The organism is Streptomyces sp. NPDC048291, from assembly GCF_043201715.1.
Lineage (GTDB): Bacteria > Actinomycetota > Actinomycetes > Streptomycetales > Streptomycetaceae > Streptomyces.
In genome coordinates this window covers 385,160-400,454 of sequence record NZ_JBICZC010000006.1, presented here as the reverse complement: position 1 = coordinate 400,454, position 15,295 = coordinate 385,160, and the positions used below count along the sequence as shown (strand labels likewise).

11 protein-coding genes are annotated in these 15,295 nt (G+C 70.9%); 6 read left to right on the top strand and 5 right to left on the bottom strand.

Annotated features, from left to right (window positions below):
* Positions 1-105: 105 nt before the first annotated feature.
* Positions 106-996, bottom strand: a complete 891-nt coding sequence (locus ACGF5O_RS18545; protein ID WP_393810922.1) for an SDR family oxidoreductase — start codon at positions 994-996, stop codon at positions 106-108.
* Between the two features lie 98 nt (positions 997-1,094).
* On the opposite strand from ACGF5O_RS18545, the gene ACGF5O_RS18540 reads away from it, so the two are divergent.
* Complete coding sequence (locus tag ACGF5O_RS18540) at positions 1,095-1,667, top strand: TetR/AcrR family transcriptional regulator (protein ID WP_393810921.1); 573 nt, start codon at positions 1,095-1,097, stop codon at positions 1,665-1,667.
* 224 nt (positions 1,668-1,891) lie between these two features.
* Complete coding sequence (locus tag ACGF5O_RS18535) at positions 1,892-2,686, top strand: hypothetical protein (RefSeq protein WP_393810920.1); 795 nt, start codon at positions 1,892-1,894, stop codon at positions 2,684-2,686.
* Positions 2,687-2,690: 4 nt separating this feature from the next.
* Here ACGF5O_RS18535 and ACGF5O_RS18530 read toward each other — a convergent pair whose 3' ends face one another.
* From ACGF5O_RS18530 to ACGF5O_RS18515, 4 genes are all read right to left on the bottom strand, one after another.
* A complete protein-coding gene (locus tag ACGF5O_RS18530; RefSeq protein ID WP_393811091.1) occupies positions 2,691-3,470 on the bottom strand; it encodes a TIGR03943 family putative permease subunit in 780 nt (259 codons plus the stop codon).
* On the bottom strand, positions 3,467-4,486 hold the full coding sequence (locus ACGF5O_RS18525; protein WP_393810919.1) for a permease: 1,020 nt from the start codon (positions 4,484-4,486) through the stop codon (positions 3,467-3,469). The genes ACGF5O_RS18530 and ACGF5O_RS18525 overlap by 4 nt, the downstream gene beginning before the upstream one ends.
* A 123-nt stretch (positions 4,487-4,609) precedes the next feature.
* The gene (locus ACGF5O_RS18520; RefSeq protein WP_393810918.1) at positions 4,610-6,226 is read right to left on the bottom strand and encodes an amidohydrolase; all 1,617 of its coding nucleotides are present in this window, start codon (positions 6,224-6,226) and stop codon (positions 4,610-4,612) included.
* 202 nt (positions 6,227-6,428) lie between these two features.
* Positions 6,429-7,772 carry a tetratricopeptide repeat protein gene (locus tag ACGF5O_RS18515; protein WP_393810917.1) on the bottom strand — a complete coding sequence of 448 codons (1,344 nt, stop codon included), beginning with the start codon at positions 7,770-7,772 and terminating at the stop codon, positions 6,429-6,431.
* 112 nt (positions 7,773-7,884) lie between these two features.
* Between ACGF5O_RS18515 and ACGF5O_RS18510 the strand changes: the two genes are divergently transcribed.
* From ACGF5O_RS18510 to ACGF5O_RS18495, 4 genes are all read left to right on the top strand, one after another.
* Positions 7,885-8,100, top strand: a complete 216-nt coding sequence (locus tag ACGF5O_RS18510; RefSeq protein WP_393810916.1) for a hypothetical protein — start codon at positions 7,885-7,887, stop codon at positions 8,098-8,100.
* 371 nt (positions 8,101-8,471) lie between these two features.
* Positions 8,472-9,236: an NPP1 family protein gene (locus ACGF5O_RS18505; RefSeq protein ID WP_393810915.1), complete on the top strand. Its 765-nt coding sequence runs from the start codon at positions 8,472-8,474 to the stop codon at positions 9,234-9,236.
* A 467-nt stretch (positions 9,237-9,703) separates the two neighbouring features.
* Positions 9,704-14,878 carry a DUF6531 domain-containing protein gene (locus ACGF5O_RS18500; RefSeq protein ID WP_393811090.1) on the top strand — a complete coding sequence of 1,725 codons (5,175 nt, stop codon included), beginning with the start codon at positions 9,704-9,706 and terminating at the stop codon, positions 14,876-14,878.
* On the top strand, positions 14,853-15,290 hold the full coding sequence (locus ACGF5O_RS18495) for a hypothetical protein (RefSeq protein ID WP_393810914.1): 438 nt from the start codon (positions 14,853-14,855) through the stop codon (positions 15,288-15,290). The genes ACGF5O_RS18500 and ACGF5O_RS18495 overlap by 26 nt, the downstream gene beginning before the upstream one ends.
* The last annotated feature ends 5 nt before the right edge of the window (positions 15,291-15,295 follow it).

Genomic DNA, 15,295 nt, shown 5'->3' with positions numbered 1-15,295 from the left:
GACAACTCTCCACACCCGGAGGGCACTTGACTGCACATCGGCCCCGGGCCCCGACGACGGCCACTCCTGGCGCCTCCCCTGGCATCTCCCCTGGGCTACTCGGCACTACTCGGTCTCGAAGTAGTGCCCCTGATCAAGGTCCGCCACCAGTCCCGGCTCCACCGGCTGCCACCCCAGCAGCTCCCGGGTCCGCCCGCTGCGCACCGGCACGTCCAGCGACATGAACGCCCCGAAGAACCCGAAGTGCTCGGCGCGCCGGTCCTCCGGCACGCTTTCCACCGGAAGCCCCAGCCGCCGCCCGATCACCTCGGCGACGTCCCGCACCGCGACCCCCTCCTCGGCCGCCGCGTGCAGCTCCGCGCCCGCCGGGGCCTTCTCCAGCGCCAGCCGGTAGAGCCGGGCGAGGTCCAGGGTGTGCACGGCGGACCACTGGTTGGCACCGTCCCCGAGGTAGCCGGAGACGCCCGTGGTCCGCGCGATCCGGATCAGCATCGGCAGGAACCCGCTCCGGTCCCGCGTACTGTGCACGACCGGCGGGATCCCCACGAGCACGGCGCGCACGCCCTGTTCGGCGAGCTCGCCGAACAGCCGCCCGGTGGCGACCCGCGGATTGGCGCTGTACGCCGCGCCGAGGTGCTCGTTGCCGTCGCCGTGGCCCATGCCGATGCCCAGGAGTGCCTTGCCGGTCCCGGCGAGCGCCTCGCCGATGGCCTGCACCACGATCCGGTCGGTGGCCGCGGCCCCGGCCATGTCCCCGGCGGCCATCGCCGTGTGGTCGAAGGCGAGATGGACGACGGCGTCGGCGTCGGCCGCGGCCGCCCGCAGGCCGTCCAGGTCGGCCAGGTCACCGCGGCGCACCTCGGCGCCCAGGGCCTTCACGGCCGCCGCGGACTCCTCGGACCGGGCGAGGCCGACGACCTCGTGCCCGTTGTTCAGCAGTTCGGGAATGACGGCGGAGGCGATGTGACCGCTGGCGCCGGTGACGAAAACACGCATGACAGCACTCTCCCGATGGACGAGAAGAAGGTGATGTTACTTAGTACCGTCACCATACCCCCGTGACGGTACCGAGTCACATCACTTAGGCTGTCCCCATGGCCCGATGGGAACCGAACGCACGACTGCGCCTCGTGCAAGCCGCGATCGACCTGTTCGGCGAGCAGGGGTACGACAGCACCACCGTCGCCCAGATCGCCGAACGGGCCGGGCTGACCAAGACGACGTTCTTCCGGCACTTCCCGGACAAGCGCGAGGTGCTGTTCGCGGGCCAGGACGAGCACGCCCGCCTGCTGGCCGAGGGAGCGGCGGCGGCGCCCGGCACCGCGACCCCGCTGGAGGTGGTGGCCGCCGCCCTGGACGCCCTGGCCGGCTCCTTCACCCCGGAGCAGCGCGCGTTCGGCCCACAGCTGATGCGGGTCATCGGCAGCCACAGCGAGCTGCGCGAACGCGCCGCGTTCAAGAGCCTCAACCTCACCACGACCCTCGCCACGGCCCTCCACGACCGCGGCGTACCCGACCCCACCGCGTCCCTCGCCGCCCACCTGGGCGCCCAGGCCTTCTCCACCGCCTTCGCCCTCTGGATCACCCCGGCGAACGACACCCCCCTCCCCGACCTGACCCGCGCCTCCCTGACCGAACTCCGCGAGGCGAGCGCGGCTCTCACGTAGCGGAGCACTCGCGTGCGGGGGTGCGGCAGAGGGCGGGCGGGAGCGGACCGGTCTCCCGGCGGTCCGCGCAGCAACGTTCCCGCGGCGCGACGCAGGGAGTCACCCGGACGGACCGGAGCGGTGGTGGGTCGGGGCCGGAGGTGGTGGCGTGGGGACACGTGCTGCGTTGCGTCTGTGCTTCGCCGCGCCTGAAATCCCGGTCCCGGTCCTGGAGAGGCCCCTGCATGAAAGCCATCGCCTCCGGTCTCGCCGTCGTCGGCCTCCTGGCCGGCTCCGCCGTCTCCGCCTGCACCGCCGCCGAGCCGCCGGAGGCGTCCGCCCCGGTCTCCGCCCCGTCCGCCAGCGCCACCGCGGCCGAGCGGGCCGCGCCGACCAGTCCCGCCTCCTCGTCGGGCACCCCGGCGCTCACCGTCGAGCAGGCGCAGGCCGCGCTGATCGACGAGAGCGACCTGGGCGTGCCGTGGACGGCGACCGACGGCACCGCCACCTGGCACGACGGCCTGCTCAAGGCGGCCACCGGCCAGGCCGACTGCCAGCGCCTCCTGGAGGCCCTGTACACCGACGAACTGCTCGGCACCCCGGCCGGTCCGCAGGCCGCCACCGCCCTCGACGACGGCGACGACGCGGCGCAGCTCCGCTACCAGGTCGACGCGAGCCGCTCCGCCGACGTCGAGCGGACCCTGGCCTGGCTGCGGAACCTGCCCCGCACCTGCGGGCAGTTCACCGCGCAGACGACCGCGGCCGGGACCGAGGCGGTCCAGATCGCCGACGCCGGGCTGTCGCAGGACCTCGGCGACGCCCGCCAGGGACTCCGGATGACCCTCACCTCGCAGCCCTCCGCCGCCGACGAGCCCACCACCCTCACCCTCGACATCGCCGTCGTCCGCGTCGGCGACGACGCGATCGTCCTCACCGCCGGCGCCCTCGGCACCCTCCCCGACGACACCACCGAGCAGGCCCTCGACATCGGCGTCCAACGCCTCGCCCAGGTACGGGAGAAGGGGCGGGCGCAGGCCTGACCGGCTAGCTCCGGGTCTCGTACGGGTCCGACGGCTGCCGCACCGTCCGCGCCGACGTCGCGTCCAGCGCGGGCGGCCACGCCGCGTCCGAGCCCAGCTTGCCCCTGGGGTGCCAGGTGCCGGTGACGGTGACCCAGGTGTCGGTGGGCGGCGCGTCCGCGCCCCGGATCTCGACCTTGCTGGTGGTCGCGTCGGCGGCGCAGCACGTGACCATCAGGCGGGTCAGGTACCAGGTGCCGCCGGAGCCCCGCGTCACGAAGCCCGTCATCCGGACGGTACGGCCGGTCAGCGAGCGCCCGCTGTCGTAGATCGCCCGCGAGCTGAACCCGGCGAGGGTCAGCTCCACCGGGTTCCCGGCCGGCAGCGCCGGGAACCTCCCGACCCCCTGCGCCGCCCGTTGCGCCGCCTCCCGCCCCGCGCTGTACGAACCCAGGGCCGGGGGAGGGAAGAGGAGCAGGGCGAGGGCGGGGAGGGTGAGCAGCCAGGCGATACGGGGGCCGGCGGCACCGTGATGGCCGTGGTCGTGGTCGTGGCCGTCGTCGTCCTCGTGGTCGTGGCCGTCGTCGTCGGGAGCGTCCTCGTGTTCGTCGGCCGGTGTGCGGCCTCCCCTGCCGCGCAGGAGCGCCGTCGTCACGCCCAGCAGGGTCAGGGCGATGCCGGAGGCGATCAGGCAGGGGCGCAGCGCCGCCTGCACGTACCTGAGATACAGGTCGCTGAAGAGCGTGATCCGCAGGACCGCCACGCCGACCAGGCAGAGCAGGACGGGTCCGCCGTAGCGCCTCACAGCAGCCACCACCCCACCAGGACACTGGACGACAACGCCACCAGCCAGGTCGCCGAGGAGAAGCGGAGCGCGAAGCCCCTGCCGAAGGTGCCCGCCTGGAGGGCGATCAGCTTCAGGTCGACCATCGGGCCCACCACCATGAAGGCCAGCCGGGCCGTCGCCGGGAACGCGCTGAGCGAGGCGGCGACGAAGGCATCGGCCTCGCTGCACACGCACAGCACGACGGCGAGCAGCGCGAGGAGGGGTACGGCGGTCCACGCGGAGCCGGTGAAGACGTCGAGGACCGATCTGGGCACCGCGATGTTGAAGGTCGCCGCGGCCGCCGCGCCCAGGACGAGGAAGCCCCCGGCGTGCAGGAAGTCGTGCTGGAGGCCGGTGAGGAAGGCGCGGGGGCCGGTGGCGGGGGAACCGGTGGCACGGGGGCCGTGGGCGGGGCGGGGCGGGCGCAGCCAGTCGTCGCGGCCGAACCGGGCCCACAGCCAGCCCATCACCACCGCCGTGCCGAGGGAGGCGAGCAGCCGGGCCAGCACCATCTTCGGCTGGCCGGGGAACGCGATCGAGGTCGCCACCAGCACGACCGGGTTGATCGCGGGGGCGGAGAGCAGGAAGGCGAGGGCGGCGGCCGGGGCGACCCCGCGGCGCATCAGGCTGTCGGCCACGGGCACGGACGCGCACTCGCAGCCGGGGAGGACTACGCCGGCGGCCCCCGCCACGGGGACGGCGAGGGCCTGGTTGCGGGGGAGGAGGCGGGTGAACACCCGTTCCGGGACGAAGGCGGAGATCGCCGCGGAGACGACGGTGCCGAGGAGGAGGAAGGGGACGCCCTGGACGGCGACCGCCGTGAACACGGTCCACCAGGCGGCGACGGGCGGGGTGTAGAGGTCGAGGGCGAGGGTCGGGCCCAGGACGGAGACGACGGTCGCGATGGCGAGAAGGGCGGTGCCGCCGAGGACGACGTGGACGACGGCCCGGGTCAGGAGACGCAGGCCGTCGGCTACTGTCCGTTGGTTTTGCACTCGGGGGACGCTAGTTTCCTGGGCTGTCGCTTTGCACAGAGATTGCTGTGTGCCGGGTGCGGGCCGGTGGGGACTGGTCGCGCCCACGCGGCGGAGCCGCACATCGAATACAGCCCCGCGCCCCTAAAGAAGGGCCGCTTCAGCCCCGCCCACGAAAGTGTGAACGGGCTTCAGGTCACGCAGCTGGTCGCCGGAGGCGGCTGCCGGGTCGCGGTCCCAGACCGTGAAGTCCGCCCAGCGGCCCGGGGTCAGGGTGCCGCGGAGGTGGGACTCTCCGGTGAGGCGGGCCGCCTGGGTGGTGTGGAGGGTGAGTGCCTCCTCGTAACCGATCGCGTGCTCGGGGCCCTTCACGCCGATGACCGTCTGCCGCGTCGTCATGCCCCACACCGAGCGCATCGCGCCGAACTGGCCGACCGGGAAGTCGGAGCCCGCGCTGACCTGGGCGCCCAGGTCGAGCCAGCCGCGGGCCGGGAAGAGGCGGGCGACCCGTTCGGGGCCCCAGAAGCCCTCCTCGACCTCGGCGGTGTCGTGCAGCAGCGGCTGCTGGATGGTGACCGGGATGCCCAACGCAACGGCGCGGGCGCGCTGTTCGGGGCCGGCCAGGCCGCCGTGCTCCATCACCAGCGTGCCGGCGGGCAGACCGGGGTTGCGGTCGAGGACGCGCTCGTAGACGTCGAGCAGGACCCGGACCGCCCGGTCGCCGTAGGCGTGCGTGCCGACCCGCCAGCCGCGCCGGACCACCGCCTCGATGGCCTCGACCAGGGCGTCCGGCTCCCAGATCAGCATTCCGGAGAAGGAGTGGTCGCAGGCGTACGGCTCCTCGGTGGCACCGGCCTCCAGGCCGCCGTCGAGGCCGAACTTCACGCCCCACACCGACAGCCGGGGGTCGGAGGTGTCGCGCCACTCCTCCATGGTGTCGAGCAGGTCCTCCACCTGGGCCGCGCTGGTCATGCCGAGCGCGGAGATCAGCGCGCGCACCCTGGTGTGCAGGGCGCCGGCCTCCCGGGCGGCCCGGAGCACCCGGTAGTCCTCGGGAGTCACCGCGCAGTCCCGGACGGTGCCGACGCCGGTGGCGGCGTAGTCACGGGAGGCGATCCGGAGGCCTTCGACGCGCTGGGCCCGGTCGGGGGCCGGGACCAGGTGTTCGACGAGGTGGAGGGCGTTGTCGATGAGCCGGCCGTCCAGTCTGCCCTCGGCGTCGCGGCCGATGGTGCCGCCGGGCGGCACGGGGGTGTCCTCGGTGATGCCCGCGAGGCGCAGCGCGTAGCCGTTGACGACGTCGTTGTGGCCGCCGCGCTTGACCAGGACGGGGTGCCGGTCGGTGGCCGTGTCGAGTTCGGCCGCGGTGGGCATGCGGCGCTCGGCCAGGTTCAGCTCCTGCCAGTTGGTGGTGGTGCGGATCCACTCGCCCTCGGGGGTGACCGCGGCCCGCTGCCGGATCAGGTCGAGGAACTCGGGGATGGTGCGGGCCCGGTGGACCGGGACGTCCTGGGCGCCGAGCGCGGCGAAGACCAGGTGGGTGTGGGTGTCGTCGAAGGCGGGCAGCACGGTGGCGCCGGGCAGGTCACGGACCTCGGTCCCGGCGGTCACCAGGTGGTCGAGGCCGTGCGGGTCGGCGGACACGGCCGTGATCCGGTCGCCGCGCACCGCCAGGGCCCGTTGCGGGGCCCGGCCGGGCACCAGGGTGTGCACCGCGCCGGCGCGGATCAGCAGGTCGGCTCCGTGGTCGGTCGTCGTCATCGTCTTCTTCTCCCTCAGCCCGCGGCTTCTCGAAGGTTTCGTGTGTCGCTGACGAGACCGTTCTAGAAGCCGATCGCCGGTTCACCGCCATACCGAGGGAGTGGATGCAGGAAACACGCCACGCCCGCCGCCCGCCATACGGATCATGCGACAGGCGGCGGGCGGCGGGCAGGCGGCGGAACGGAAGGGGACCCCGGGCCCCCTACAGCGGCGGCTGCGCCGGGGCCGGTCCCAGGGTGGTGGTGCCCGGGGCCGTACGGTGGCCGAGGCCGGTGCGGTACGCGTCCAGGGCCGCCTCCACCCGGCCGGTGCGGCGCAGCAGGTCGCCGAGCATGCGGCACAGGTCCGCCAGGTCGCCGGCCGCGCCCGCCCGCTCCAGCAGGCTCAGCGCCCGTACGTAGTGCTCCTCGGCCGCCTCCGTGTCCCTGGCGTCCTCGGCGATGATGCCGAGCAGCCGGTGCGCGGCGGCCGAGTGGACCGCGCCGCGCTCGGAGGAGAAGTCGCCGAGCACGTCGTGGAGGAGTTCGGCGGCCTCGTCCGACTTGCCCCGGCGGTGCAGGACGTCGGCCAGCTCGACCGCCGCCTGGCTGCGGTACAGGGCGGCACGGGTCTCGGACAGCATCGCCAGGGCCTCCCGCAACTCCCCTTCCGCACGCTCCAGTTCGCCGTTCTGCGCGTAGACGTAGCCGCGCATCCAGTGGCAGTTGGCGAGTTCGGTGCGGAGCTGGAGCTGGCGATACAGCTCGGCCGCCTTGGCCAGGGAGGCGTCGGCGTCGGCGACCCGGCCCTCGGCCAGCAGGGTACGGGCGACGGACCGGTGCATCCGGGCGATCAGCGCGGGGTCGCCGGCCTGCGGGGCGAGGGCGAGGGCGAGTTCGGCGGCCTGGGCGGCACGGGCGTGGGCGCCCATGTCCATGTACGGGCCGATGGCGGAGGCGTAGAGGAGCAGGAGGGCGTCCGGGTCGTGCAGGCCGCTGCGGTTGAGTTCGTCGAGCGTGGTCTCGAGGAGGTAGACGGCGTACCGGAGTTCGCCGGCGAGGTAGTGGCTGACCGCCCGCCCGCGGATCGCCGGGACCCGCACCGGCAGCGGTTCGTCGGCCGTCCACAGCTCGGCCCGTTCGAAGAACTCCCTGGCCTGCCCGAGCTCTCCGGTGTCCAGGGCGCACTCGCCCATCCCGAGCAGCGCGGTGGCCTGCTCGACCGCGAGCCCGTGCGCCTCGGCCTCCGCGAAGAGGTCCGCGTACTGGGCGGCGGCGGCCTCGGCCGCGCCGGTGGCCAGGGTGCGCTGCGCCTCGGTGAGCCGTAGCCTCAGGTCGGTGGCGATGTGGGCGGGGCGCCCGCTGGCCAGCTCCTCGTAGCCCACGCCGAGCCGGCCCGCGATGTGCCGCAGCGCCTCGTCGGAGGCCCGTACCCGCCCGGCCTCCAGCGTGGAGATGTAGGCGGGCGTGTAGGCCGGTTCGGCCAACTGTCGCTGGGTCAGCCCCCGTTCGGTGCGCAGTTGCTGCACCCGTCGCCCGATGGTCTCCGGGTCGTCCCGTTCCTGCATCTCGTCATTACCCCCAACTCCCCCTGGACCCCTTGCCGTTGCGCTCTGCCAACCCCTAGGTTAAACCGCGAATTAAACGTGCTTAACCCGCCCCTGTTGTTGCGAGGTCGCCGTGCTCGGACGCACATCCGCACGCCCCACCGCACGCGCCCGGTCCCGGGTCCGCTCGATCGGGTGGACCCCCACCGCGCGGAGTGTCGCGGCAGCGGTGATCGCCGTGGCCGCGCTCATCACCGCGGCGAACGCCGGCCCGGCCCGGGCGACGGACAACTCCCCCGATTCCCCCGCCGCGGCGACCGCGACCGCGCAGCACACGAGCGGCCACTAGCCGCTCCACCGGCCACGCGGTTCCGGACCCCCGCCCCACGACCGCCCGACCCCCACCCCACGACCGCCCCCGGCGAGACCCTCCCCCGGTCTCGCCGGGGGCTTTCCGCTGTGGACGGACGTTGATCAGTTCCGCGAATTGCCGCCCCCTGTTTGACAGAAAGCCCTTCCATTGAACTCTCAACTTGCCACTCTTGGTCAGCACCCGGATGTCATGTCCGGGACGAAAAGACCGTACCAACGGACCGTGCCCCCGCACATCCGAACCCCCGAACACGGAACTTCCGAACCCGGAACGTCCGCCCCCTCGAACCCCCGAACCCCCCGAACCCCCCGGACCCCCGAATTCCGGACCGTCGACTGGAGCCCCCGATGTCCCGAACCAGGACCCGCCGTCTCGGCCGAGCCGCCGCCGTCGCGGGCAGCGCAGCCGCGCTCACCCTCGCCCTCCCCTTCACCGCCTCCGCCGGCGTGCTCCAGAACCTCCCGGAGAACGCGACCACGTACGAGAAGAACTTCGAGCCGCTGTACGACTACGACACCGACAGCTGCTACCCGGCCGCCGCCATCGACCCGGACGGCAACCTCAACGGCGGCCTCAAGCCGACCGGTTCGGTCACCGGCAGCTGCCGCACCGGCCACCTCGACCACGCCAACACCTACTCGCGGACCAAGTGCAACAACGGCTGGTGCGGGACCATCTACGCCAGCTACTTCGAGAAGGACGAGGCCTCCCCCGGCATCGGCCACCGCCACGACTGGGAGTGCATCGTCGTCTGGGTCAAGCAGGGCGACTCCACCCCGTCGTACCTGTCCGCCTCCCAGCACGGCGACTTCGAGACCGAGGCCGTCGCCGACGTGCCGATGAGCAGCCAGCGCGTCCAGGTCGTCTACCACAAGGACGGCCTGAGCACCCACGACTTCCGGTTCGCCAAGTGGGGCGAGACCCCGGAGAACGACGACGGCGCCTGGCACCAGGAGAACCTGCTCACCTGGGAGAACATGGCGTCCAACCTGCGCACCGTCCTGAACGCCTCCGACTGGGGCGACGCCAACTTCCCGCTCCAGGACGCCAAGTTCGACGACCACCTCAACAAGGCCAAGCCGAGCGCGATCACGTTCGACCCGTACGCCTGAGCCGGACGACACCCCGCGGCCGGCCCGGAGTCTCCCCGCCCCCGGGTCGGCCGCCCCGGCCTTTCACCGCACGTCAACGCATGGTTCACCCCGTAACTCGACACCCTCGATGAAGTGTTCACGCCACATCTGAGGCGACAGACCGTCACAGCCACCGACCCAGCTGGCACTTCACGACCGGAAACGGCAGTCCGCTTGCTCGTTTCGGCCACATGCGCAAGCCGCGCGTTAGGCCGCGTGTGCACTGACCAAAGATCATCCCGGCGCTTCGTTCACCGCCTCCACACAAGGGATGCACAGTGCACACACGAGCACGAAGACCACTCATAGCGATCCTGACCCTGGCTCTGATAGCCATCGCGGGCGTGGTACCGGCCTGGGCTCTCCCGGCCGGCCCCGCCGCCGTGTCCGCGGCTGCCCCGGCCAAGGTCCGGACGGCCGCGGACCTGCCCAAGCCACCCAAGGCCATGACGCTGGCCGAGCGGCGAAAGCAGGTGAAGCAGTCCCGGGACGACCTGTCGCCGATGGGGAAGTTCCGGTCCGCCCACGGCAAGGGCCTGGGAAAGCCGTCCCGTAAGCCGCACGCCCGGCCGAAGCAGCTCCCGAAGCAGGGGCCCGCCGCCAAGAGTCCCTCGGCCGGGAGCCGGGCAACGACCCTGGCCGCCGCGGCCACCGCCGACCCGGCCTGGGTGTCCTCCACCGCCGTCGCGTATCCGGATTACCTGACGATCGGCGGACATCTGCAGTTCGCCGCCGGCACCACCGCCTCCTCGTACTCCGGGCTGTGGATGTACCTCGTGGACGAGGGCGGCAACATCGTCTACCAGCACGAGGTCAAGAAGGCCACCGACAATCCGGTGGGCGACACCCCGGACAACGGCGCCTGGTGCTACGGCTGGTGGCCGAGCAACTCCTACCCGGCCGACCAGTGCTTCTGGTGGGTCTCCAACCACCTCGGCGGTCTTCTCCAGGACGGCAAGAAGTACTACGCCTGGATCTTCATGACGGGTGCGGACGGCACCTACAGCCCGAAGGGGACCACCTCCCCGCCGGTGACGGCCTTCTACACACCGGGCATTCCCGGCGCGCAGGCGGGCATCTGCTCCTGCTACGGGCAGGCCCACCGCGCCGACCCGGTCAACACAGCCACCGGCATGTTCTACGAGCAGCTCACCGACGCCAGGATGGTCGGCGTCGGCACCCAGGTGTCCCTGGACCGCACCTACCGCTCCGACTCCACCACGACGGGACTGCTCGGCCGCGGCTGGGCGACACCGTTCGACTCGAAGCTGACGGTCTCCTCCGGCTCGGTGACCTACCAGGCCGACGACGGAGCGAGCTTCGTCTTCACACAGGCCAGTGACGGCACGTACACCACACCGGCCGCGTCCACGGTGAAGCTCGCCAAGAGCGGTAGCACCTACACACTCACCACCCCGGACCAGACCAAACGCACGTTCAGCGGTTCCGGTCAGCTGACATCCGTGGTCGACAAGGCCGGCCAGGGCCTGACCCTGACCTACAGCTCCGGCAAGCTCTCCTCGGTCAAGGACGCGGCGGGCCGTTCCACCGGCTTCACGTTCAACACCGACGGCCTGCTCAGCAGGGTCGACCTTCCCGACACCACGTGGGTCTCCTACGGCTACGACGGCGGCCTGCTGACCTCGGTCACGGATCCGGCGGGCAGGACCTCCCACTACGCCTACAACACGGACAAGAGGTTGTCCTCCTACACCGACCCGGCGAACGGCACGGTCTCCAACACGTACTACCCGGACGGGCGGATCAAGACCCAGACCGACCAGAACAACAAGACCACCAACTTCACCTGGGACGACACGGACGACAGCAGCCGCGAGTCGTACACCACCGCGCCCGACGGGGGCGTGTGGACCGACTTGTACTCCGGCAACGTGCTGATGCAGAGCATCGACCCCTACGGCAAGACCGTCTCGTACGACTACGACCAGAAGCTGCGGCCGGTCGACATCACCGACCAGCGGGGCAACACCACGTCGATGACGTACGACAGCGCCGGGCACGTGCTCTCCCGGAGCTCCCCCAGCTCGCTCGGGTACTCCGAGAGCTGGAGCTACGACAGCGCGGGCAACGTCAAGAGCCACACCGACGGCCGCACCTACACGACCTCGTACGGCTACAACACGTCCAACCAGCTGACCTCCAGCACCGACCCGCTGAGCGGGAAGACGTCGTACACGTACACGGCGCAGGGCGCCCTGCACACCGTCACCTCCCCGCGGGGGAACCAGACGACGTACGACTACGACAGCGCCGGCAACCGGACGTCGGTGACCACTCCGCTGAGTGAGAAGACCACCTTCACCTACGACGCCGCGGGCCGCGTCCTGACCATGACCAGCCCACGCGGCAACGTCACCGACGGCCACCCGGACTGGTACACCACCCACTACACCTACGACGGACGCGGTCTGCTGAAGACTGTCACCGACCCGTTGGGCCACACCACCGGCTACGAGTACAACGGCGCCGAACAGCTCACGTCCATCAAGGACAACCAGGGCAACGTCACCGGCTACGAGTACGACGACGCCGGCAACCTCACCAAGACCACGGACGCGCTCAAAAAGTCGATCATCCGGACCTACGACACGTACGGCAACGTCACCTCGGAGACCGACCCGCTCCAGAACAAGACGGTCTGGAACTACGACAAGCTCGGCCGGCTGAGCAGCACCGTCTCCGCACGCGGCAACCTGCCCGGCGCCGACCCGGCCGCCTACACGACGAGTTACGAGTACGACGACGCCGGCAACCGCACCAAGGTCACGGACCCGACCGGCGCCTACGTGACCACCGAGTACGACGCCGTGAACCGGCCCGTCAAGGTCACCGACGCGCTGAAGAAGTCGACCCTCTACGAGTACGACGCCGACGACAACGTCACCAAGGTCACCGACCCGTACACCAAGACCGTCGTCTCGGCCTACGACAAGAACAACCGGCTCCACACCACCACCGACCAGCTGACCAAGACCACCACCTACGAGTACGACGCCGACGGCAACATGCTCAGCACCACCTCCCCGCTGGGCAACAAGCAGAGCTGGACCTACGACGCCGACGGCCGCCTCGCCTCGACCACCGAACCCCGCGGCAACGCAGCCGGTGCCACAGCGGACAACTACACGACCTGGTACGACTACGACGCCAACGGCAACCCGCAGACCGTATGGAACATATCCGGTCAGACCGACACCACCTACGACGCGAACGGGCACCTCGCATGGCAGCGTGACCCGGACGGCGCCACCGCTTCCTACTACTACGACGACCTCGACCGGCTGCACCGGCTGGACGCCGTCGGCCAGGGCACCACGCTGTACGAGTACGACGAGGTCGGCGACCTCAAGACGCGCACCGACGCGAACAACCACGTCACCGCCTACGGATATGACGACGACCACCGTCTCAACTCGGTCACCGATCCGCTGAACCGGAAGACCACCTACTCCTACGACCCCGACGGCAACCAGAACGGCACGACCACCCCGCGCGGCACCACCACTCTCACCTACGACGCCCGCAACCTGCTCAGCAAGACCGACTACTCCGACTCCACCCCTGACGTCAGCTACGGCTACGACGCCGTCGGCCGGCTCACCTCCCGCGTCAACAGCTCCCTCACCGAGGACTTCGGCTACGACTTCGTCGGCCGGCTCACCAAGAACCGCGGCTTCTCATACACCTACGACGCCGCCGGCCACATGCTCAGCCGCACCCTCGGCGACGGCAACACCATCGGCTACACCTACGACGACGACGGCCGCACCAAGACCATGACGGCCGACTCCAAGACCACCGGCTACGCCTACGACCCGGCGGGCAACCTCACCACCACCACCCTGCCCAACACCGAGACCGAGACCCGCGCCTACGACTTCGGCGGACACCTGACCGGGGTCACCTCCGCGAAAGCCGGCACCACCGTCACCAGCACCTCCCTCAGCCTGTCCCCCGGCGGCCTCCCGATCCACGTGAACGTCTCGCGCGCGGGCGTCGGCACCGGCGGCTGGGACCAGACCTACGACGACGCCGGCCGCCTGACCTCCGGCTGCGCCCCGCAACCCACCGACGTGGGCTGCCCCGCCGCCCGCGCCACCGCCTACACCTACGACAAGGTGGGCAACCGGCTCACCTCGACCCTCGGCACCACCAGCACCAGCTACAACTACGACGCGGCCGACGAGCTGATGTCCAGCACGACCGGCTCCACGACCACCGCCTACGCCTACGACACCGAGGGCAACCAGACCAAGGCCGGCGCCGACACCTACACCTACGACCTCGCCGGACAGATCTCCGCCGCCACCATCGCCGGCACCGGCTACACCTACACCCACGACGGTGCCGGCAACCAGCTCACCACCAGCAAGTCAGGCACCGTCCAGGGCCGCCTCGACTGGGACCTCAGCGCCTCGGTCCCCCAGCTGGCCACCGAGTACGACAGCGCCGGAGCGATCAAGCAGTCCTACCGTTACGACCCCCTGGGCCAGCCCGCCGCCACCGAGACCACGTCGGGCGCTCTCTTCTACTACCACCACGACATCCAGGGCTCCCCGGTCGACGTCACCGGCAGCACCGGCACCCTCTACCAGCGCTGGACCTACGACCCCTACGGCACCCGCACCCTCAACACCGTCACCACCGGCGCCCCCGCCAGCACACCCGGCTACACCGGCGCCCGCTACGAGACCACCACCGGCAACCTCGACCTCCACGCCCGCCAGTACACCACCACAACAGGCCGCTTCAACCGCCCGGACCCGGTGACTCCGGGCCTCGACAGCGCCTACACCTCGGCCTACGCCTACGCCAACGACGCACCCACTCTCTACACCGACCCCAGCGGGCTGACTCCTCGTGACCCCGACGACGGGCACGTCCACAGCCTCAGCGAGGGCCTGAAGGTCTTCGGCGACGGCTTCTTGGAGGGGCTCAAGTCGCCCTTCGACTTCATCGGTGACACCTACGACGCCCTCACCGGAGCGAACGGCGGCGCCGGCGCCTACCTCGACAAGTACCTCCCCGTCCGCCCCGCCTACCGCCTCTACCGCGCCGCATACATGCTCCGCCAACAGGGCTGCGACGCACTCGCCGACCAGTACGAGGACGCGGCGGACGAACTCGCCCAGCAAGTAGGCGTGACCGTCATCGGCGGACTGAGCGGATGGCGCCGAGGGGCATATGAGTCCGAGACGTCGGTCCTGGAATCCGAGGGGCTGCCGGGAAAGCCCGCCGGTGGTGGCTTGTTCTACCACGGATCCGACGTGCAGTCGTTGGTAGATATCCTCAACAAGGGCCTGGACGCGACTGCGGCTACCGCAGGTCACACCGACGGGCCAGGAGGTTTCTTCGTCGCCACTCATTACGCCGATGCGGAATTCTTCGCCATTCGGAAGGGGAAAGGGCCCGGAATCATCAAGGTCAAGATCACGGACGCCGCAATGAGTAAGCTGGAGGAGGCAGGAGCGGTGACCCGGAAGATTCCTGAATCGCCCAAGTCCCCAAAATTCGAAGGCTACGAGTTCCACATCCCCTCATCTGCCTTCAATCTCTTCAACAAGCTCAGGCGGGATGGCGAAATTGACATACGGCCCTGACGACGTCACCCCGCTCGACGTGCTGGACTACCTGCGCGGGAACGAGAGCCGGTTCTTCCGCTCGGGCGCCTATGACGCCGTCGAACTGGCGGGAATGATCGCCACCGAGGCGCTGCTCCTGGGCGCGGAGGACATCCGCATCAGGTCCGACGGGGACTGGCTGACCGTGTCCGCGGACCGGGACTGGCTGGAAGCCCATGAGCAGGAGGCGTTCCAGACGGTCCTGCCGTTCCCCGAGGCGGGCGTCAACAGCATGATGGCCGAGATCCTCGCCGTCGCCTTCTCGGCGGGCGTGGCAACGGCCACCGGCGACACGTCCGAGGTGGTCAAGGGGGAACTCGCCTTCCCCGCCCGCCCGCTCGACCGGAACACGGCGAGGGCGGTCTCCTTCATGCGCCGGCGAAGCGAATAGCCCGC